Origin of the sequence: Mucilaginibacter achroorhodeus (genome assembly GCF_007846095.1) — a bacterium.
Taxonomy (GTDB): Bacteria; Bacteroidota; Bacteroidia; order Sphingobacteriales; family Sphingobacteriaceae; genus Mucilaginibacter; species Mucilaginibacter achroorhodeus.
The window spans coordinates 131567-152904 of sequence record NZ_VOEI01000007.1 but is presented as its reverse complement, the minus strand read 5'-3'; the positions used below and the strand labels follow the sequence as shown (position 1 = coordinate 152904).

General features: G+C 43.2%; 20 protein-coding genes. 3 read left to right on the top strand and 17 right to left on the bottom strand.

Annotated elements, in window-relative coordinates; genetic code table 11:
• Positions 1-30 precede the first annotated feature (30 nt).
• Positions 31-1005: a fibrobacter succinogenes major paralogous domain-containing protein gene (locus FPZ42_RS17240; RefSeq protein ID WP_146273107.1), complete on the bottom strand. Its 975-nt coding sequence runs from the start codon at positions 1003-1005 to the stop codon at positions 31-33.
• Positions 1006-1175: 170 nt separating this feature from the next.
• On the opposite strand from FPZ42_RS17240, the gene ffh reads away from it, so the two are divergent.
• Positions 1176-2504, top strand: coding sequence for a signal recognition particle protein (ffh, locus tag FPZ42_RS17235; RefSeq protein ID WP_146273106.1), 1329 nt, complete (start codon positions 1176-1178; stop codon positions 2502-2504).
• A 205-nt stretch (positions 2505-2709) separates the two neighbouring features.
• On the opposite strand, the gene gltX is transcribed toward ffh, so the two are convergent.
• The 8 genes from gltX to FPZ42_RS17195 all read right to left on the bottom strand — a co-directional run bounded on the left by gltX (position 2710) and on the right by FPZ42_RS17195 (position 11859).
• On the bottom strand, positions 2710-4230 hold the full coding sequence (gltX, locus tag FPZ42_RS17230; RefSeq protein ID WP_146273105.1) for a glutamate--tRNA ligase: 1521 nt from the start codon (positions 4228-4230) through the stop codon (positions 2710-2712).
• 74 nt (positions 4231-4304) lie between these two features.
• Positions 4305-5153, bottom strand: a complete 849-nt coding sequence (locus FPZ42_RS17225; RefSeq protein ID WP_146273104.1) for a transglutaminase-like domain-containing protein — start codon at positions 5151-5153, stop codon at positions 4305-4307.
• Positions 5143-5880, bottom strand: a complete 738-nt coding sequence (locus tag FPZ42_RS17220) for a peptidase (protein WP_146273103.1) — start codon at positions 5878-5880, stop codon at positions 5143-5145. Before FPZ42_RS17220 ends, FPZ42_RS17225 begins: the two co-directional genes overlap by 11 nt.
• Before the next feature lie 126 nt (positions 5881-6006).
• A complete protein-coding gene (locus FPZ42_RS17215; RefSeq protein WP_146273102.1) occupies positions 6007-6981 on the bottom strand; it encodes a transglutaminase family protein in 975 nt (324 codons plus the stop codon).
• 119 nt (positions 6982-7100) lie between these two features.
• Entirely contained in the window at positions 7101-8036 is a 936-nt protein-coding gene (locus FPZ42_RS17210; protein WP_146273101.1) for an alpha-E domain-containing protein, read from the bottom strand.
• 125 nt (positions 8037-8161) lie between these two features.
• A complete protein-coding gene (locus FPZ42_RS17205; RefSeq protein ID WP_255563237.1) occupies positions 8162-9625 on the bottom strand; it encodes a circularly permuted type 2 ATP-grasp protein in 1464 nt (487 codons plus the stop codon).
• A gap of 198 nt (positions 9626-9823) precedes the next feature.
• Positions 9824-11017 (bottom strand): glycosyltransferase family 87 protein, encoded by a 1194-nt coding sequence (locus tag FPZ42_RS17200; protein ID WP_146273100.1) that lies wholly within the window; start codon positions 11015-11017, stop codon positions 9824-9826.
• Between the two features lie 104 nt (positions 11018-11121).
• Positions 11122-11859 carry a hypothetical protein gene (locus tag FPZ42_RS17195; RefSeq protein WP_146273099.1) on the bottom strand — a complete coding sequence of 246 codons (738 nt, stop codon included), beginning with the start codon at positions 11857-11859 and terminating at the stop codon, positions 11122-11124.
• A gap of 128 nt (positions 11860-11987) precedes the next feature.
• On the opposite strand from FPZ42_RS17195, the gene FPZ42_RS17190 reads away from it, so the two are divergent.
• Together FPZ42_RS17190 and FPZ42_RS17185 are read left to right on the top strand one after the other, a co-directional pair.
• The gene (locus tag FPZ42_RS17190; protein WP_146273098.1) at positions 11988-12686 is read left to right on the top strand and encodes a GDSL-type esterase/lipase family protein; all 699 of its coding nucleotides are present in this window, start codon (positions 11988-11990) and stop codon (positions 12684-12686) included.
• A 1-nt stretch (position 12687) separates the two neighbouring features.
• The gene (locus FPZ42_RS17185) at positions 12688-13065 is read left to right on the top strand and encodes a nuclear transport factor 2 family protein (protein ID WP_146273097.1); all 378 of its coding nucleotides are present in this window, start codon (positions 12688-12690) and stop codon (positions 13063-13065) included.
• 1 nt (position 13066) lies between these two features.
• Here the strand turns inward: FPZ42_RS17185 and hisS are convergent, their stop codons facing one another.
• From hisS to prfA, 8 genes are all read right to left on the bottom strand, one after another.
• Positions 13067-14614, bottom strand: a complete 1548-nt coding sequence (gene hisS, locus FPZ42_RS17180) for a histidine--tRNA ligase (RefSeq protein ID WP_146273096.1) — start codon at positions 14612-14614, stop codon at positions 13067-13069.
• A gap of 154 nt (positions 14615-14768) precedes the next feature.
• Complete coding sequence (locus tag FPZ42_RS17175) at positions 14769-15452, bottom strand: OmpA family protein (RefSeq protein WP_146273095.1); 684 nt, start codon at positions 15450-15452, stop codon at positions 14769-14771.
• Positions 15453-15662: 210 nt separating this feature from the next.
• Positions 15663-17000 carry a sensor histidine kinase gene (locus FPZ42_RS17170; RefSeq protein WP_146273094.1) on the bottom strand — a complete coding sequence of 446 codons (1338 nt, stop codon included), beginning with the start codon at positions 16998-17000 and terminating at the stop codon, positions 15663-15665.
• 3 nt (positions 17001-17003) lie between these two features.
• Positions 17004-17687 (bottom strand): response regulator transcription factor, encoded by a 684-nt coding sequence (locus FPZ42_RS17165; protein ID WP_146273093.1) that lies wholly within the window; start codon positions 17685-17687, stop codon positions 17004-17006.
• The gene (locus tag FPZ42_RS17160) at positions 17688-18557 is read right to left on the bottom strand and encodes a hypothetical protein (protein ID WP_146273092.1); all 870 of its coding nucleotides are present in this window, start codon (positions 18555-18557) and stop codon (positions 17688-17690) included.
• Between the two features lie 14 nt (positions 18558-18571).
• Positions 18572-18913 carry a hypothetical protein gene (locus tag FPZ42_RS17155; protein ID WP_146273091.1) on the bottom strand — a complete coding sequence of 114 codons (342 nt, stop codon included), beginning with the start codon at positions 18911-18913 and terminating at the stop codon, positions 18572-18574.
• Positions 18914-19075: 162 nt separating this feature from the next.
• Positions 19076-19996 (bottom strand): FAD:protein FMN transferase, encoded by a 921-nt coding sequence (locus tag FPZ42_RS17150; protein WP_146273090.1) that lies wholly within the window; start codon positions 19994-19996, stop codon positions 19076-19078.
• 176 nt (positions 19997-20172) lie between these two features.
• Entirely contained in the window at positions 20173-21246 is a 1074-nt protein-coding gene (gene prfA / locus FPZ42_RS17145) for a peptide chain release factor 1 (protein ID WP_146273089.1), read from the bottom strand.
• Positions 21247-21338: the final 92 nt, after the last annotated feature.

The window sequence follows — 21338 nt, the reverse complement described above, 5'->3', positions numbered from 1 at the left end:
ATACTCTGCTCATTTGCCGCAGGTTACAGGTTAATCTATTTTAACACAACGAACCGAGCACCCCATCATACCTGTACCGTCTCTAAGCCCGTTCATGGTGCCGGCAACAGTTTCTACATTGTTTAATAATGTGGTGGTATATATTTCTGATGGATCTGACCAATATATGGTAGATGTGCCGAGCGAGTAAAAACCAAGATTATTGCGTATACCAGCAGGCAAGCCCGTGAAGCCGGTTTGATTAGTTGCACCTACATTAGGGCTTATCCAATGATCGGTACCGGCCTCTTTCATTGCACCTGTTGCCGTATTGGTGAGCCCCGGTAGCCAGAATATCTCTCTCCAATCGTCTCCCTTTGGCAGGCGCCAGCCCGCAGGGCATATATTTCTGGTATCGCTTATGGCAGCAAAATTATACAGATGCCCGTAAGTATCACCCAGCAGGCTGTCAAAGTTATAATCACAGTAGCCACTCAGATAACGCCAGTCATCTTCTCGTGTGAGATAATCAATAGGCTCCCCGTTGCGAAAATGTGTAACTTTAAGGTTTTGCACCAGCCAAACTGAGTTGCCAATGTTTACTGTTTTATAAATGTTGCCATCTATGTCCACCACATCTGTAGTAACTTTAAGGTTATCGCTGTAGGCAATGCCGGCTGCTGTAACGGCAAAAGCTCTGATATAATACGTGGTGCCCGGCATAAGGCCGGTAATGCTTGTTGCAAGGGTGCCGCTGCCGCCCGGTACTTTTGTAATTATTGATGCAGTTGTAGGGTTAGGTGTTGCAGAAATACAAAATCCTCTGTTTATAACACTATTAGTATCAGATAAACTTATGAGGCCCTTAACCGATATTTCATTGGTAGCAGTGCTAATGGGTTTACTTTCGATGGTTACTGTTGCCGCGATAGGATCAGGCAAATTAGGTTGGTCTTTTTTGCAGGCGCTTAAAATAAAAAGCATAGCAACCACGACTAATGATAAGGCTTTTAAGGTTGTTTTCACATGCTAAAATTATAAAATAAAGCTTAAACATAAACCCGCGGCTGCCAGGAAAATAAAATGTCTGCTGTGATCTTTAAGGCGATGTTAACCGTAACGCTAAAGGCTTTTCAAAAATAGCGATCAATTGCCTTAAAATCTTACCTTTGTAACCTCAAAAATTAGGAATAATAATGTTTGAAAATCTTTCGGATAAGCTGGACAGGGCCTTTAAGGTACTAAAAGGACAGGGATCAATAACTGAAATTAACGTGGCCGAGACCATGAAGGAGATACGCAAAGCCCTTCTGGACGCCGACGTAAACTATAAAACTGCCAAAACATTTACTGATGATGTAAGGCAAAAAGCATTAGGCGAGAATGTATTAACTACCATTTCGCCGGGGCAGTTGCTTACCAAGCTGATGAACGACGAGCTGACCGAATTAATGGGCGGCACCACATCAGAGCTTGACCTAAAAGCATCGCCAACCATCATCCTGATAGCGGGTTTGAACGGTGCGGGTAAAACTACTTTTACCGGTAAGCTGGCCAACTTCCTTAAAACGCAAAAGAACAAAAAGCCTTTATTGGTTGCTGACGACGTTTACCGCCCTGCGGCGATAGACCAATTAGAGGTATTGGGCCAGCAGATAGGCATCCCGGTTTACGCCAACCGCGAAAGTAACGACCCTATTGCCATTGCTAAAGAAGGTATTGCACAGGCCAGGCAAAATGGTAATAACGTGGTCATCATTGACACCGCCGGCCGTTTAGCTATTGATGAGGCCATGATGGTGGAGATAGAGAACGTGAAGGCTGCTACCAACCCGCACGAGATCTTATTTGTAGTGGATTCTATGACGGGCCAGGATGCGGTAAATACCGCCAAGGTGTTTAATGACCGCCTTGATTTTACCGGTGTTGTTTTAACCAAATTGGATGGCGATACCCGCGGTGGTGCTGCATTATCCATTAAATCTGTTGTAAACAAGCCTATCAAATTTATTGGTACCGGCGAGAAGATGGAAGCGCTTGACGTTTTCCACCCTGACCGTATGGCATCGCGTATCCTGGGCATGGGCGACGTGGTTTCCCTGGTAGAGCGTGCTCAACAACAGTTTGATGAGAAAGAAGCTGCCGAGCTGCAGAAAAAGATCCGTAAGAACAAGTTTGACTTTAACGACTTTTACGGCCAGATACAGCAGATCAAAAAAATGGGTAACATGAAAGATCTGGTTGGCATGATACCCGGTGTTGGTAAAATGATGAAGGATGTTGAGGTAGGCGATGATGCATTCAAAGGCATTGAGGCTATTATCCAATCTATGACTCCGAAAGAGAAGGAAAACCCTGATCTGATCAGTCAGAGCCGCCGCCAGCGTATTGCAAAAGGCTCGGGTACGGATATCAATGAAGTGAACCGCCTGATGAAGCAGTTTGAGGACATGCGTAAAGTGATGAAACAAATGAGCAACCCTGCAGCCATGGCACAAATGATGCGCAGGATGCCGAAGATGTAATAGCCCTTGTGGTAGATAAACAGAAAAGCCAGAACAATTTGTTCTGGCTTTTCTGTTTATCATTGTTTAAAGCTTCCGCCAGCTGAAAGCTGACACGGTGCTTTGGCACGAGCTGGAAGCTCGCGCCGCCGATAATTTATATATACTGACAAGATCCTGTCAGCGTTCACGGTGTTCACGAGTGTTCATGGCGTGAACGTGAACACTATGCATTAAACGCTTCCAGGGCTTTTTCTATGCGAATTATGGCTTCACTTTCGCCCAATAGCTTGGCTATGTCGAACACATGAGGGCCAAACTTACCACCTACCAGCATAATACGGAACGGCAGCATCACATCACCCGCCTTTAATCCTTTTTCTTCGGCCAGGGCCTTAAACCTGGTCTCAAGCTCCGCTGCATCAAAGGTCTCGGGAGAACTTAATATGCTGATAAATGCGTTGAAGAAATCGGTTTTAGCATCCGTCCATTTCGGCTTAACCGCGTTTAGATCGTATTCTGCAGGTTGCTGGAAGAAGTATGCTGATTGCTGATAAAAATCCTCAAGCAATACACAACGCTCTTTTACCAGGTCGATCACTTTCAACAAATAAGCTTCATCTTTTATCACGATTCCTTTGCTTTTTAAGATCTCCCAAACTTTTAGCTTCAGGCTTTCAGCTTCCGACTTTTTGATCCACTCGGCATTATACCATTTGGCTTTTTCAAAATCGAATTTAGCACCCGCTTTGCTGATACGATCAATAGAAAATTTTTCTATAAGTTCATCCAGTGAGAAGATCTCCTGGTCGGTGCCGTCGTTCCAGCCTAACATAGCCAGCAGGTTCAGGAACGCCTCCGGCAAAAAGCCCAACTCGCGGAAGCCCGGGGTTAGCTCGCCGGTTTTGTTGTCCTGCCAGTTCATGGCATACACCGGGAAACCCAGGCGCGCGCCATCGCGCTTGCTTAGTTTGCCGTGGCCGTCGGGTTTTAATATCAGTGGCAAGTGTGCCCATGCAGGCATCTCGGCTTCCCAGCCCAATACCTTCCAAAGCAGTATGTGTACAGGGGCACTTGGCAACCACTCCTCGCCGCGGAAGGCGTGGGTAATTTTCATCAAGTGATCGTCAACCACCACAGCTAAGTGGTAGGTTGGCATACCATCCGCTTTAAGCAGTACCTTATCATCAACCAGGTTACTATCAAAAGTAACATGCCCGCGTATCATATCATCAAAACCAATGGTTTCGTCTTCCGGCATTTTTATGCGGATAACGTGCGGTGTACCATCATGCAGCAATTTCTCTACCTCGTGCAATGGCAGGCTCAACGAGTTGCGCATTTCATGGCGGTAAGCATGGCCGTATTGGAAGTTGGGAACATCCTTGCGTTTCTGCTCTAATTCTTCTGAGGTATCAAAGGCATAGTAAGCATGGCCGTTCTCAACCAGGCGCTCTGCATACTCGCGGTAAAGCGGTTTGCGTTCGCTTTGGCGATAAGGTGCAAAGGGGCCACCCACCAGCGGACTTTCATCCGGCGTAAGGCCGCACCATTTAAGGCAATCCATAATGTATTGCTCGGCACCATCAACGTAGCGGGTTTGGTCGGTATCTTCAATACGTAAAACAAAATCGCCGCCGTGCTTTTTGGCAAACAGGTAATTAAATAAAACGGTGCGCACGCCACCAAGATGTAAACCACCTGTTGGGCTGGGCGCAAAACGAACTCTGACTTTTTTATCTGACATTGCGTGGCAAAGATACTCGTATTTGCCCTAAGCCAAAACTTTGATGTTAAATGTGATAGAAAGCTGATGCCGCACTACATATATGTTACCGCATCAAACACTGAAGGATAATGATAGAAGGGGCTAAATTCACCTTCATCGGCAAACTGGCAATCTACTTTTATGGTGGTATTGTTGATATCGCCAAACATACTGGCAATGGAAGCATCGGCGGCATCGCGGCCGGTGGCAATTTTTACAAACCCGTTTAATGGGGATAACCTCGTAGCATCAAATAACAACCACTCGCCACCGATATAGGCCTCAAAACAGGCATGAAAATCCTGCGGAATAAGCATATATGAGTAGCCCGTAAAGTACCGTGCAGGGATAGAAAGCGCCCGGCAAAGCGCAATACCCAGATGCGCAAAATCGCGGCATACGCCGGCTTGCTGGGCAACGGTATCATAAGCAGACGTCTCTGAGGTGCTGCTTCCGCTTAAGTATTCTACGTGGTTGTGTATCCATTTAGTGATAGCAACAGCCTTATTGTAATTGTTGGCCAGGTTGCCAAACTCGTTCTCGGCAAGGCGGTATAACTTGTCAGACTGGCAGTAGCGGCTTGGGCTTAGATAAAGCAGCACATCAGGGTGAAGATTGCTGATACTTATGTCAGTGTATTTTTTGTAGTTATGAACCTCAAAATAATTATCTACAAGGGCATCATAAGTAATATTGTAATCACCCGGCTCCTTGATATCGAAGCGGATAAAACGATTGTTCGTTGTTGCGGTAATTAACTCTTCGGCATCCGTTTGAGGGGTTATGGTAAACGTTTCTTCAAGTACCTTTTGCCTTTCGGTTCTCAGGGCATGTATGTTCAGTATAATAGTACCTGTTGATTTTGCCGCGTAGCCCAATTGGGCCGATACCTTAAACTTCATCCTTGTCTCCCGGTAATTTGGCGAAGGCTTTTTTCATCCAGTCGCCTGATATATTTTGTAACGCCGCCTTTAATTCATCATCCCACTGCGCGGATACACTGGCAAGATCTTTTTGGGTATAGCGCTGTTCAACAAGCTCAAACGAATCCTTTTTATAAAGTGCGATATCTATAGGGAAATCCACATTGTTACTGCTTACTCGTGTAGAATCAAACGACAGAAATGCGGCCTTTAAAGCCAGATGCATGCTTGAATCTTCATCTATGGTGCGGTTCAATATCGCTTTACCATGGCCCGAGTTGCCAATAGCCACAAATGGGGCACCTTCACCCAGCTCTACCCAATTACCCTCGGGGTATAGCAAAAATAGTTTATGGTCCTTATCATCTTTTAGCTGCCCGCCGATAATGGTATTCAGGTCGAATTTAAAGCCAGCCTTCTCCAGTGTCGTCCGATCTTCCTGGGCTACGCGGCGGATCTGTTCACCAAATGCGTTAACCGCCTGGAAAAGCTTATCAAAGGTTTGCGTTTGCGTAAGCTCATTAAAGTAAACAACAGCTTTGTCGCGTACAGATCTTAAGCCGCTCGTCATGATAAACATAGAGCCACCATCTTTTTGTACTACGGTAAGTTTCTTTTTATTGGTTGTTTCGGTTCCCGAAGTTATGCGGGTATCGGCCAGTGCTATAAGGCCTTCCTTAACCTTTATACCTAAACAGTAAGTCATATTTTTTGAAGCGAATCAGGATGCAAGATATCAAGAATCAAAATTTTTAGGAGAATAGAAGCGAAAATATCGAGGATCAAGATCAGTCTTGTCGCTTGCTTCCTGATACACTGCTTCGCTTCGGCCCTATTGCTGCTGTTGTTGCTGCTGTATCATCTCCATATACTTTGCATAGCTGTTCCGCGGCATGCTTTGCGCAGGTTTTGGAGCGTGTGATGATGTTGTAAATATATCTTTTTCTTCGTGGACAAGCCCATCTTCGTAACCTACTGATACCGATACTTCAAGCGTGTGGCCTGCGCTGCCTTTGTAAACACCTTTCACCGGTGAGCAATCGCTAAAGTTACGGCCAACGGCCAGGCGCACGTGGTTCTCATTTGCAATACAATTATTAGTAGGGTCAATACCCAACCAACCGTAACCGGGCAAATAGGCCTCGGCCCAGGCATGGGTTGCGCCTTCGCCACGCATGCCATCCTTGTTGGGGCAAATGTATCCGCTTACGTACCTGGCAGGGATGCCCACGTATCGCAGCATTACCATTAAAAGATGGGCAAAATCCTGGCAAACACCGGCACGCAGTTTCCAGATCTCATCAAGCGTGGTCTCAACAGTTGTTACGCCTTTTATGTATTCAAAATTTTTGTAAACGTATTTAGAGAAGTTAAGCGCAGTGTGGTAAGGGGTATCTTCTATTTTACGCTCGGCTTGTACAATTGGCCTTAGTTCGCTCAAACCTTCAAAATATTCCTGTTTCAGAAAGTCAATGTAAGGCATCACGTTTCGCATGTTGTATAATTCGTTCCATTGCTCGGCCGCAAACATATCGTCTATTGGCAATGCCCGTGGGTGAGTGATAACCGATAACTGAGAATTGATGATCATTGACCGATGCGGCTCTATATAGGTAAAGCTGCCTGTTTGGTTACCGTAGTAATCTATATAAGTATCTACTTGCGGGTGCCCGGTTACTGTTAGATCATGCTTAAGCACTTCCTGAAAAAGATCGTTTATCGGGTACAGAATGATCTTGTTGGCGCTATCGCGTACAAAGTTATCATAAGTGTATTTGGTGATATGCTGTATCTTAAATTCGGGCATGGTATTAATTTTTTTGATTTGAGGATTTGAAAATTTGAAAAGGCCTTTTCAATCGATGCACCAATTTCAAATCTTCAAATCATCACATTTTCAAATCGAATCTCGTTTTCAAATTAATTTTATGAGTTTGCAAAGTAGTACTCGTTCATTGAGTTACCGATCTTATACAAGTCGTCGCGCAGGCCGGTAAGGTACTGGTGCAGCCCCATCTGGCTAATGCTTTTTACTGAACTGTATTTGATATTGCTTTGCAGCTTACCTATCTGAAACGATATCTCACGGTAATCATTTACGTTGCTGTTGTTCTTTAATCTATCAAAATAGCGCTGGATGTTATTCACCGAATAGATCACAGATCGCGGGAAATCGTTATTTAGGATCACCTGTTCTATAACATTATGTGCCTCCAACCCATCGCGATATGTTTTTTGGTAAAGCTCGTAACCACCGATTGACTGCAGCAAGTGTTTCCAATAGGTGATATCCAGCAACAGGTCGGGGTTGGTATTTATCGGCCCAAACTTTACGTCGAGGATATCAATAGATTGAATAGCCCGCTCCAGGTATTTGCCGATGTTCATAAAACTACGGGCCTGCCCGCGTTCCATGGTAATCTCCGCTGTGCCATAATAAAGCATAACTTCTTTTATAAGCACGTCCAATATGCCAATTGGGTCATCTTTTCTTAAGCCGTTACCAATGCGGGGTTCTTTTACGGTATGGTAGTATTCGTTGATGCACTGCCATAGGTCGGTAGGGATATGTTCCTGCACACTGCGGGCATTTTCACGTGCCAGGGTTATCAAATTAACAATGGAGTTAGGATTATCGCGCTCCATCACCATAAACTTTAATACAGCACGGCTCTCATTACCCAACGACTTTACCATATCATCATCAGCACCAGAAAAAATACGCATAATGGGCTCCCAGCTAAAACCGGCAACCGAATCTTGCGATGAGGCATAGTTGGTTTTTAGCATCCGAAGAAGACCATCGCTACGTTCAATGTACCGGCTTAACCAATAAAAACTTGCTGCAACTCTACTTAACATAAGTAGCCCCCCAGCCCCCTGAAGGGGGAGCTTTTGATTTGTATATTTTTATTTCTTGCTAATAGCATTATTGTCTGTTTGAATTAAAATTCGGTTTTCCCTTTAGGGAGTTAGGGAGTTCGGCTTTATACCAATACCCATGTGTCCTTGCTTCCGCCACCTTGAGAGCTGTTTACTACCAGCGAACCTTCTGTTAGCGCTACACGGGTTAACCCGCCCGGTACTATCTCAATACCATCAGGGCCGCAAAGCGCATAAGGCCGAAGGTCTATCCGCCGGGGCTGTAATACGCCGTTAATGTAGCAAGGTGCTGCAGAAAGACTAATGGTCGGCTGCGCGATAAAATTGCGCGGATCTTTCATGATCTCTACCTTGTATTTCTCTATCTCTTCCTGGCTGGCCGCGTGGCCCATAAGCATACCATACCCGCCGCTTTCATTGGTTTTTTTAACAACCATTTTATTGATATTCTCAAACACGTATTCGCGTTCATCCGGGTTGGATAGGCGGTGTGTTGGTACGTTTTTAAGCAATGGTTCCTCGTTTAGATAATACCTTATCATATCCGGAACGTAGATATAGGTAGCTTTATCGTCGGCAACGCCATTGCCCAGTGCGTTTACAATAGCAACGTTGCCTTTGCGGTATGCGCCCATTAAGCCTGCAACACCTAAAACGCTGTTCGGGTTAAATACCAGCGGGTCCAGGAAGTCGTCATCTACGCGGCGGTAAATCACATCTATCTGCTGCAAACCGGTAGTGGTTTTCATGTACACCCGGTGGTTGTTCACTACCAGGTCGCGCCCTTCAACCAGCTCAACACCCATTAAGCGTGCAAGCGTGGTATGCTCAAAATATGCCGAATTATAAATGCCCGGACTAAGCAATACGATGGTTGGATTGCTAACCTGCCTTGGAGATAAAGCCTGCAGGTTTTTATAAAGGATAGATGGGTACTCGGTTACACTTCTCACCCCGCAATGCGGTATCAAATCTGGAAACAGGCGTTTCGTGATCTCCCGGTTCTCCAGCATATAACTAACGCCCGATGGAGTACGCAGGTTATCTTCCAGTACGTAAAAAGTACCATCGTGGTCGCGTATCAGATCAATACCGGCAATATGTACATAAACATCATACGGTACATTTAACTGGTACATCTCCCGCAAAAAGTGCGGGCACGAATACACGATATCTATGGGCACAATGCCATCTTTTATGATGAACTGATTGTGATAAATATCTTTCAGGAACAAGTTAAGGGCGGTGAGCCTTTGCTTTATGCCTTTCTCCACAAAGTCCCACTCTGCAGCAGTTATAACGCGCGGTATGATATCAAAGGGGAAAATCTTTTCAATACCTTCACCGCTATTGTAAACGGTAAAAGTGATTCCCTGCGTCATAAACAGGCGTTTTGCTAATTCTTCTTTTTTATGAAGATCTTCGGCCGATTCTTTAGACAGGTAGTCTATTACTTTTTGATAATGCCCACGAACGATGTGGTTTTGATCGTACATTTCGTCCCATACGCCGTTAATTAAGCCATATTTTTCAAAATATTGTGAGCCCTGCATGTTATGATGTTCCAAAATGCTTAAATGATCAATAAAAACTTACTCAAGTTAATGCTTTAATTGCAGAATTGTTGGTTTTGTTATGATTTTTTTAAATAATTATTTATTTAAATCAACAATGCTCAAAAGTTTCGACAAAAAATTGCCGATTTAATTGTTATTGAATTTAACAGTTGTTGTGAATTGAAAGTTTTGTTTAGGAAGTTTTAGCACCTATTGATCCACTTTCGTAATGGCCGGAATTACCTGCCCGCGAAAATCTGTAAACAACAGTTGCCAGGCAATTTTAAACCAGATGATAACCGGTATATACGCTTTAATGGCGTAGTTCTGCATCCATATACGCGCCGGTTTAGGGAATGCATCAGAGGGCCCTAAACCTGTGACTACCAAGAGCAGTACCAATATTACGATGTTAAATGGTGTAAACGGCTTGGGCTGCATCATGATATAAATAACTGCACCCGCAGTTGCAATAATAAATGTAGGATGCTCTGATGCTGTGCTAAATATCACTACCATTATCAGTAATGAGCACATCAACTGTAGCCGGAATTTTAAGGATTCATATTGTTTAACCCTTGCCAGCGCACCAATTACAGAAGCTGCTCCCATCAGCAGAAATGGCCAGTTGGGGATGGAGCTGTCCTGAAAGGCCCGCCTTACGGCACCCATCATACACCAGTCGAAACCCGTAGTTAAACTTTGATTGGTAAGGTTCTTTGAAGTTAGCGCAACAAACCAATCCTTGTAGGTTTGGATCAAAAAACCTGGTCCGGAGATAATGGCCGGCAGCACCAAAAATATTGCCGTCCAAATTACCGACCATATAATGTATTTGGCTTTGTTCTTAGAGAAAAAGAAGAATGCCAGACCTACTATCGGGTAGATCTTCATCAGCGTACCGGCTACGGTCACTAAGGTGGCATACTGCTCTTTTTGCTTTTTTACCATCATAAAGCTGCCAATAATTATGGCGGCAATTATAGGGTTAAACTGCATGTAGTGGCTTGCGTTTGCAAACTCTATAGCGCATAGCAGTAAGATGATAGTTTTTGTCCGATTATTAAAAGGTAATAAATTAATAGCCCATAAAAATGCTGCGGCATTTCCAACTTCCCAAAAAAAGAAACCCCAGCCTTCAGGCATCAGCGATAGCGGCGCTATAAAAACCGTAAATAACGGCCCGTATATGTAAACATCGTAGTATTCATTAGGGTAAAGCAGGTACAGGTTTACATGATCCTTAAAATGATAAAAAGAAGTGCGGAATATGATGTAATTATTATCAATATGCCTGAAGTATTTGAGCTGCCAGCAAAAAAGAGCCACGGCAATGTATAGGATGCAGGTCCACTGGTAACCGGTTAAACCCCAGAATTTTTTTGCAGAGATCTGTGCATCCATATCAGGAGATAAAATAAAGCAAAATTGTTTAAAACGGATTAGCTCCAAATAAAAAAGCCACCCATAACATTTACAAGTGGCTGAAATATAATAAAATCGCTTAATTACTTTTTGTGGTGTTCAAACTCGTGTGCTTCAAAAGCAAGGAAAATGTTAATAATTACACGGTTATAAATTGCTGCATTTGTAGTGCTGTTGATAACGATTGTGCCATTTGTACGAGTAGCCTGATCAAGCATTGTTGACGGGATGCCCGTTAAAAGTTTGTTCAAATGCAGGTTGATCTTTGAAGTAACACCGGTATTAGCATCAACGGTAACGTCCTTCAATTCTCCTTTGATAATTGCATTATCGTTATAATCAAACTCAATTGGTACTGCTGCACCGGCAGCTGTGGTAAAGGTGCCTTTAGCAGTAAGCGGTATATCGGTTCCTGAAGATTTAACCAGCAGTATCTTAACCTCTATTTCGCGATAATGGCCGGTATCAACCAGGGCAGTTATCGGCGATGAGTTTAGGTTAAGCAGATCAAGGTTTGATACATTTTTTGTAGTGATCTCCGTTACCTTACCGTTACGTTTAGCTTCCAGCTTAAACCGGCTTACATTGGCAATAACCGATGTCCATTTGATACTCGCAGTGCTGATAGCAGTAGCATTAACTTCTCTACCATCTGTAACTGCGTTTGTGCCTACAGTTGTTTGCTGATTATCTGCCGTTAGTTGGAATCCCATTTCGGTTTGGGCCGCTGCAGTTGAGGCATTTTTCTCTTTTGAGCAAGAGCTGAACAAAGCGGTGCAAACCAATGCTGCAACGCCAAGGTTTAATAAATTTTTTTTCATGTGTTATTTTTTTCAGGGGGTTTTTAGCGTATTACGTTTAAAGGTAGGATAAAGGTTGCCTTTAAAATTGGTTTTAATAGAAATTTAATAAAGGCATATTGTACTTTTGAGTTACATCTGTTTAAGCTATGAAAAAAGCGCTTTTTATTCTGTTTCTGTTCGTTTCTGCCTCGGCGTTTGCACAACAATCTGCTGACGATTTTAAAGACGACTGGGCCGACCTCCGTCATTACGAAGCGGAGAACAGCCATTTACCACAACCTGCAGCAGGTGAAAAGCGCGTGGTTTTCCTGGGCAGCTCGATTTTTGAATTCTGGAAACAAAAGGTGCCGCAGTATTTCGCGGAGCATAAAAATTATATTGACCGTGGTATCAGCGGGCAGATGTCGCCGCAATTGCTTATTCGTTTTCAGCAGGATGTGGTAGGCGTGAAGGCAAATGCAGTGATCATATTAGCCGGGAGCAATGATATTGCCGGAACAACAGGGCACGTAACTACCGGGCGGATAATGGACAACATCCGCTCGATGGTGCAAATTGCAAAGGCTAATAATATCAAAGTGATCTTATGTGAATATCTACCGGTTTATGAATATCCATGGCGCAAAGGTTTTGCAGCGGCAGATAAGATCATTGAATTAAATGAAGCTATTAAAGCTTACGCCGGGCAAGAGCGACTGGTGCTGCTTGATTACTTTTCGCCATTGGTTGATGAGCGCAACGGACAAAAGGCTGAACTTACCACCGATGGCGTTCATCCTAATGAAGCAGGCTACAAAATAATGGCTAAAGTTACCGATGAAGCAATAGCAAAAGCATTGAAATAAGATGAATAATAGAGAAGCGACCATCAGAAACTACATTGACGCTTACAATAGCTTTGATATTGATGGCATGATGAAAGACATGGCCGATGACGTAGTTTTTGAAAACATCAGCGGCGGACAAGTAAACATGACGTTAAATGGACTACAAGCGTTTCGCCAACAGGCAGAGCAAGCAAAAAGCTATTTCAGCAGCCGTAGACAATCAATAACTGATTTAATGCATAGGGGCAATGAAACTGAAATAGCTATCGACTATGAGGCTACTTTAGCTATCGATCTCCCAAACGGTATGAAGGTTGGTGATGAATTAAAACTTACGGGACAATCTGTTTTTACTTTTGAGGGCGATAAGATCATCGCCCTTAAGGATATCAGCTGATTTAGAATTTAGCGATTACTTGCTCAGCAGTAAGTTTTTCCTGCTCGCCGCTTTGCATGTTTTTAATGCTTAGCTGTCCGCTTTGCATTTCCTCAGTACCTATCAGTATCACAAAAGGGATCTGCTTGTTGTTGGCGTAATCCATTTGCTTTTTGATCTTGGTACCTGCCGGGTAAAGCTCGGCGTTAACGTTATTAGCGCGTAGTTGCTGCAGTAATGGCAAGGCAAAAGCCTCTGCTTCTGCATCAAAACAGCAGATCAATACCTGCGTGCTTTGGTCTGTTGATGCGGGGAAAAGGTTTAGCTCCTCCAGCACATCGTAAATGCGATCTGCACCAAAAGAGATACCCGCACCGGTAAGCCCTTTAAGGCCGAACATGCCGGTAAGGTCGTCATAACGGCCACCGCCGCCAATGCTGCCTATGGCTACACCGTTTGCCTTAACTTCAAAAATGGCACCGGTATAGTAGTTTAGCCCACGGGCAAGGGTAATATCCAGCTCTAATATAGCGCCAAGCGGTTTGCACGCGGCTATGTATTCGAATACTTTTTCAATCTCGGCGCAGCCTAACAGGCCTATTTCAGAGTTTCCCAAAGCCTGGCGCAGACTAACTAATTTTTCCTCATTAGTGCCCTGCAACAAAATAATAGGTTTTATCTTCTCTATATCTGCTTCAGTAAAGCCGCGTTCCAATAATTCTTTGATTACACCTTCTAAACCGATTTTATCAAGCTTGTCAATGGCAACGGTAAGGTCGATAATACTGTCGTGCTTATTTATCACTTGAGCAATACCTGATAGTATCTTGCGGTTGTTGATCTTGATAGTAAAATCAGATAGGCCTAACTTGCTCAGGGCTTCATCGTAAATCAAAACAAACTCGGCCTCGTTGAGTAATGATGGCGAACCAACCACATCAGCATCGCACTGGTAAAACTCGCGGTAACGGCCTTTCTGTGGCCTATCAGCACGCCATACCGGCTGCACCTGGAAGCGTTTAAACGGGAAAGTGATCTCGTTCTGGTGCTGCACCACGTAACGCGCAAAAGGTACGGTTAGATCATAACGAAGGGCTTTTTCAGAGATTTCAGAAACTATATTTTTGGATGTTAAATAAGTTTTAAAAAGGCCAATAACTTGTTCCTCACTATTTATCATAGTGGACATCCCATCTTTAAAAATTTCATAAAGTTCCTCAAAATCGTCACCCTTCTGCACTTTAAAGGCATTCAAATGTTCTTTAAGTAACTCATCTGTTGCTAAAGCCTGATTTACTAAATTGAGCAATTCACCCTGAACTTTCTTAATACTCGCAGCTTTCTCCAAAAAATCACCACTATCCAAAACCTTAAATATCAATTTATCACCCTCATCGCCATATTTGCCGGTAAGGGTGCTTAGGTTTTCCATCGATGGGGTTTCTATCTGCTGGTAGCCGTATTTCCTAAAAACGCTTTTTATGGTATCGAAAATAAAGTTACGCTTTGCCATTTCGGCCGGAGAGAAATCGCGTGTACCCTTTGGTACAGATGGTTTGATGGATGCCATGCGGCAAATCTACAAAATTTTACTCACCCCGACATCTCAGCCATACGGCGGATCGTCGGCTCCTTCTTCGCTGCGCGTAAAGAGGGTAGGGTAACAAAAAACCCTGCGATATTGTCGCAGGGTTTCTAAAAAACTTATTAAATCAAATAATATGTTACTGACCGGTTTGTTGTTTGGCCTGATCTTTCATGGCCTGGTTAGCAACAATTACGATCTCTACACGGCGGTTTTGCGCGCGGCCCTCTGCAGTGCTGTTGTCAGCAATTGGCTCACTCTCACCTTTGCCCGATACGCTTAAACGTGATGATGATACGCTGTTAGCGGTCAGGAATGATTTTACAGATTCGGCACGGCGAACAGATAAGCTCTGGTTGTATGAATCGCTACCGGTATTATCAGTATGACCTACGATCAATATGTTGGTTTGAGGGTTGTTTTGTAATGAAGTTGCCAGGTTGGCTAAGTTTGTACGCGCAGCTGATTTAAGATCAGATTTATCAGTATCAAACAAAATACCTGAGTCAAATTTCACTAAAATACCTTCGCCTTCGCGGGTAACGGTAGCGCCCGGTACTGTTTGTTTAATTTCTGCTGCCTGGCGGTCCATGTTGCGGCCAATAAAGGCACCTGCAGTACCACCTACGGCACCACCAATAATAGCACCTAACGCAGTGTTACCAGCAGCCTTACCAATAACGGCACCAATGGTACCACCTGCACCTGCACCAATTGCAGCACCTTTTTGTGTTTTAGTTAACGAGTCGCAACCTGTTGCCAATACGCCTACAGAAGCTAATGCAATACTATAAGTAGCAATTTTTATCTTTAATGTTTTCATCTTAAATAATTGTGTGTGTTTTTGGGCATAATTGCAAAGGGAATGCCAAAGCATTTAATTAGCGTAATTGTAAAACAGTAAATTATTTTGATAGCAAAACTATATCTCAACAAAATATTTTTAATACGAAGGAAAATATATTGTTGATGTAAATAATAAAGGTGTTTGTTAGAACGAAATGCTGCATTAAATTTAGTACAAGGGTTGCTTCTATAACGAAGCATTAATGCTGCCGGCAGGTAAGCTGATAGTGAAGGTGCTGCCTTTCCCCTGTTCTGAAACAATGCTGATATCGATGTTATGAAAATCTGCTATAGATTTAACTATAGGGAGGCCCAACCCAAAGCTATCTTCTGACAAGGCCTTCTTCATTTTTTTGAAACGGTTAAAGATATGAGGAAGGTCTTCTTCGGCTATGCCAATACCTGTATCCTCAACGCTGATCTGGTAACTACCGCCACTCCAGCTTGCGGTTACGGTTATTAAACCATCGATCCTATTGTATTTAATAGCGTTATTAACCAGGTTAAAAAGCAGGTTAAAAAGCAGGAATTTATTGATATTGATAAGCTCAACATTATCGATCACCTGCATGTTCAGCGTGATGTTCTTATCCTGCAGGCGTATGGATATTTCATCATAAAGTTCCTGCAGCAATTCGGCGGTAGTGGTTTTGTCTTCTTTTAAAAACTGTTCGTTCTCTATTTGTGATATTAGTAACAGGGTTTTGGTTATACTTTTAAGACGGTATAAAATCTTTTGCATTTCCAGCAAACGCAGCTTGGTTTCGTCGGCAACATCATCCTGTTCAAACATGTTCTCTATTTTTGATTGCAGGATAGAGATAGGCGTCATTAACTCATGCGAAGCATTGGAGATAAATTCCCGTTCTTTTTGAAATGCCTGTTCAATAGCCTGCACCATGCGGTGGATGCTGATATCCAGGTACTGAAAGTCTGAAGTAGTGGTGCGTACCCTGTTGTAAGACGTGAAACTTGGGAACTTTTGCCGAACCAGTTTTGTACGAATAATAGTATTTAAGGGGCGCAGGATGTAGCTCGAAAAAGCCTGATCGGCAAGGATGGTCAATAAAACCATGCCTATTAATATCTGGAAAGCAATGTTTTGCAGAGGTTTAGTGGTTTCGCTGATACTATCTGTGCTTTTGCCTATCTCAAGCAGGTAGTTTTTTTTACCGACGTAGAAAGTGTGGCTAAGGATGCGGTAATCTATCGTGTCGCGCTCAACCATCCGCTTTTCATCCTCAATAGTGTCAAGATGAAAGACGGGGTCAGCTACGGCTAAACTTATGTATTCTTCTTTTAGCGGCAGGTAACTGCCATAACTTTCGTCATCGTTACTAATGTAGCCCTTTATTCCGTCACGATGAACGATCTCTAAAAGCTTATCCTTCTGTTTAACCAAACGGTCATCAGCATAGTTCTTGTTGATGTTTTCGATTACGCCGGGCAGCAGCAAAACAAACAGGGTTACAATAACCAGTTTTGATATGGCATTGAAAAACGTAAGTTTTAACTGAAGCTTCAAATCTTAAACGCTTGTTTTGATACGGTAACCTAATCCGCGCACAGTTTCAAGCCAATCGGCCGGTGCAAATGCACTCAGCTTTTTGCGGATATTTTTGATGTGTGCATCTATAAAGTTAGAGTCGTAATCGTCATTGATAACGCTGCCCCAGATGTGTTCGCCTAATTGGGCACGGGTAAGCGTGCGGTTCTTATGCAGCAGCAGGTAAGCCAGCAGGTCAAACTCCTTTTTTGTTATAGCATTTACCGGGTTAACATGGTACATAATGGTACGATCAGTAAGGTTTATCAAAAAACCATCAAGATCAACCACATTCTGTGGAACACCAAATTTACGGCGGATGATGGCCTGCATACGGCTTTGCAACTCTAATAGGGAGAACGGCTTGGCCAGGTAATCATCGGCGCCCAGGTCTAAGCCCTTAACGCGGTCGTTCACCTCGGCACGCGCGGTGAGAATTATACAAGCAGCTTCCGGGTTGGTGCGGCGTGCTTCGATCAATAAATCTAAGCCCTCATAGTCAGGCAAGCCAAGGTCAAGCAATATAAAATCGTATAGGTTTACAGCAATTTTTTCTGATGCCGAGATGCCGTTATAACATACCTCGCAGATGTAATTGTTCTTGGTTAAAAACAACTCCATTTCCTGGGCAAGCGCCTTTTCATCTTCAACGATAAGTATGTTCATCTAATAAAAAACGTAATAAAACGTGAGATTAAAAAACGATTCTTTCCGGTTCTGCAAAATACCCTCTACGTTTACAGGTATTGAATACCTGTAAGATGCTTCGAGTGTATAATGAGGGGTGTTATAGGCAAGCGGAAATTTAAGGCTGTAGTTAAGTGCATTAAACCTGGAGTTGCGTGCCCTGATGTTCTTATCGGTAATGTTATCAAATTCGAGCTTACGGTTATGATCATCGGTATACCGTTGCACAAAATTTTGGGTGCCCAATATCATGCTTACAGCAGGAGTGATGGATAAATAATCCTGATCGGTAAAAACGCTGAATTTGCTTTCGTAATACTTAGAAGCGGTTAGTGTGGTAAATATATCATCAGATTTACCAAAAAGGTAATCTGCTGTGATGCTGGTTCTCAAAAATTTCCAGTCGAAAGTGTTTTTCCAGTTGATATCATTAGAAGAGGCCGACTTGATAATATTGGCTTCTTTGTTGAAAATGAAACGGGTATAACTGATAGTGCCCGTATATTTTTTAGACAAACGGTAATAATAGCCGCCACCCACATCTATCTCATCAACCAGCGGTTTGTAGCCTAAAACTTTTAAACCCGATCCATATACAAAAAAGCCGGGTTTTGTATTTACGATAATATCTGTTGATACAAAAGGATACCTGATAGGGCCGGTGCGGCCAAAGAACAAAGCATCAGTACCATAACTTACACCAATTGAGGCTGAACTTTTACGTACGGGCTTAACCGTATCCGTATCGGCTACTGCATGGTATGCCTTATACGTCATCAGCAGGGGCTTGGCCGATGCCGATAATGTTATGCACAGTGTTATTAATATGAGGGATCCAATATGTTTCATTAGCATAAATTGGGTTACTCGTTTCTTCTTGGAATTTCCGGTGGTCGCTCAAGTCCTTCAGGCCTGCGCTGCCGCTGCCGTTTTGGCTTATCGGTTTTAACTTCGTCTATTTTCTCGGGCTTGGGCATTTTTTTTGCCTTCGCAATCTCCTTAATTTTTTTCTTTTCTTCTTCTGATGGCTTTTGCCTGCCTTTTGTTACAGTAGTATCACGTTGTTGAAACGTAAAATTTTGGTCAATTGATACAGGCGATGTTGTGATAACTGTAGATGGGGGATAGGCTCTGCTCACCTCCGGGTAGGACGAAAGCGGTGCAAATAGCATCAGCAGAACAATATACAAAAACCACTTTGTCATTTATAGGTGAATAGCAGAAAGCAAAAATTACGTAAATATAAAGGTGTGCCCCCTTATTAAGCTAAATGTGTTTATGTAAAAAAAGCGCCAAGCGTTAGGCTATCTGTCCTACCGCTTAGCGCAAAATTAAATTAGGGTTATAGTTTCGGCAGCGCCGGCAAGTTATAACTTTATATGCTTTGAGGTGTAAACACGCTCATGATCGTCAACCGCTATACAGGCTATCTGGTTAAGTTTATTTACCAAATACAGGCCTGTGTTAATACCCATACCAAACATAGGCCCCGTCATGGCGCCTGATAGTTCCGCTGTAGGGCTTATGATAGAGATGCTTTTGATGGCACTCACCGGGAAACCGCTTTCAGCATTTATAACCGCACGGTTAGCAACAAGATCAGGATTAACAGAAGTTACTACCGCCATGTTGCTTATTTCTACATGGCTATAAATCTCATTTGCTTTAGTGCTATCGGCAGCAGCGATGGTCCATGCTGAGCCATCTGGCTGTAAACCCCAGGTTAGCAAATCTCCAGCTATATTAATAACACCGCTGCTAACGCCTTCCATTTGTAAGGTTACTTTAGCCTTATCAGCTGCGTAACCACGGGCCAGAGCACTTAGGCTGATGCGCATATTCGTATTTTTTAAAAATACGGTTTGCTTAGCCTGGTCAAGATCTATATTGGTATAATTTGTAAGGCTTATTTTCTTTTTTAGTGTGCGGGTTTTTATAACAACAGTGCCTTCGTGCTCTTTACTCGCCGGTATGCCGTACGCAATATCAAATGAGCCATAAGTTAGGGCAGAGATCTGTATTGCGCGATCTATTAATTTAAAGGTTTCAGCATCAACCTTTACCGGTGCAATGCCTGCATTGCGGTTGATAAGGTTAATGGAACTTTCCTCATTAAAGGTGCTTAGAAGCTTCTCTATGCGGTTTATCTCATTGACAGCACTTTCAATACGCTGCAAAGCCCACACAGCATTGTCTGTTACCAGATCAAAATTAAATTCAGTACCCATTAACCTTACCGAACGGCTGAAAATGGTTGTGTTCTCTGCTAAATTTTTTAATGCCAGCATAGATGATAGCGTTTTTATTAAACTTTAACTGTTATAAAGCCCTTACGTAAAGCCGCAACAAAACGCGACTTAACAAACGCTAAATTATATTGGCATCATGAAATTGACATGAAATGAGCAGCTAATAAACAAAAAAAGCACCCATAGGGCGCTTTAATTTTTATATTGGCAATAGCTTATACTACAGTGCCTTCTTTTAATTTTTCAGCATTTTCCGCAAACTGCAAAGCTTCCATTATTTCCTGCAGGTCGCCGTTCATAACGCCGGGGAGGTTATATATGGTTAAACCTATGCGGTGTTCAGTTAAACGCCCTTGTGGGTAATTGTAAGTACGCACTTTGGCACTTCTATCACCGGTAGCTACCATGGTCTTGCGTTTTTTAGAGGTTTCTTCCAAGTGTTTTTGCAATTCCATTTCATAAACGCGTGAACGTAATACCTGCAATGCTTTATCGTAATTCTTCAATTGCGATTTCTGATCCTGGCATTGTGCAACAATACCTGTTGGGATGTGCGTTAAACGTACCGCGGAGTAGGTGGTGTTAACCGACTGACCACCAGGGCCCGATGCGCAGAAAAGATCTTTGCGGATATCTGCAGCATGAAGTTCGATGTCAAATTCATCAACTTCAGGCAATACCACTACCGATGCTGCAGACGTGTGCACGCGGCCTTGTGTTTCTGTATCAGGCACTCGCTGTACGCGGTGCACGCCTGACTCATACTTAAAGTTACCGTAAGCATCTTCTGCATTCACATTGAAAACTATCTCTTTGTAACCGCCCGCAGTACCTTCGGTATAATCTACCAACTCGGTACGCCAGCCGCGTTTTTCACAGTAACGCATGTACATGCGGTAAAGGTCGCCTGCAAAAAGGGCAGCTTCATCACCACCTGTGCCGCCACGTATCTCCACAATGGCATTTTTAGAGTCCTCCGGATCTTTAGGTATCAGCATCAGGCGGATAGCCTCTTCCAGTTCATCCTGCTTTTGCAAAAGTTCATCCAGCTCGCCCTTGGCCATTTCACGAAATTCTTCGTCTTTTTCTGTAGCCAAAATCTCTTTGTTTGCATCAATGTTGCTGATAACATTTTTGTAAATGTGGTATTGATCAACAACCTTGGCAAGATCTTTATATTCTTTGTTCAGCTGGGCAAAACGCTTCATATCAGCCATTGCTTCCGGGCTGCTTAACTCGCCTTCAACAGTTTTCCAGCGTTGGTATATTAACTCTAATTTATCTAACATTTTATGTAAAAGATTTTGCGGTAGGTAAGAAAAACCGCGCAAAAAACATGCAAAAATACGCAATTTCTGTCACATAATTTAGCGAGGAGCCT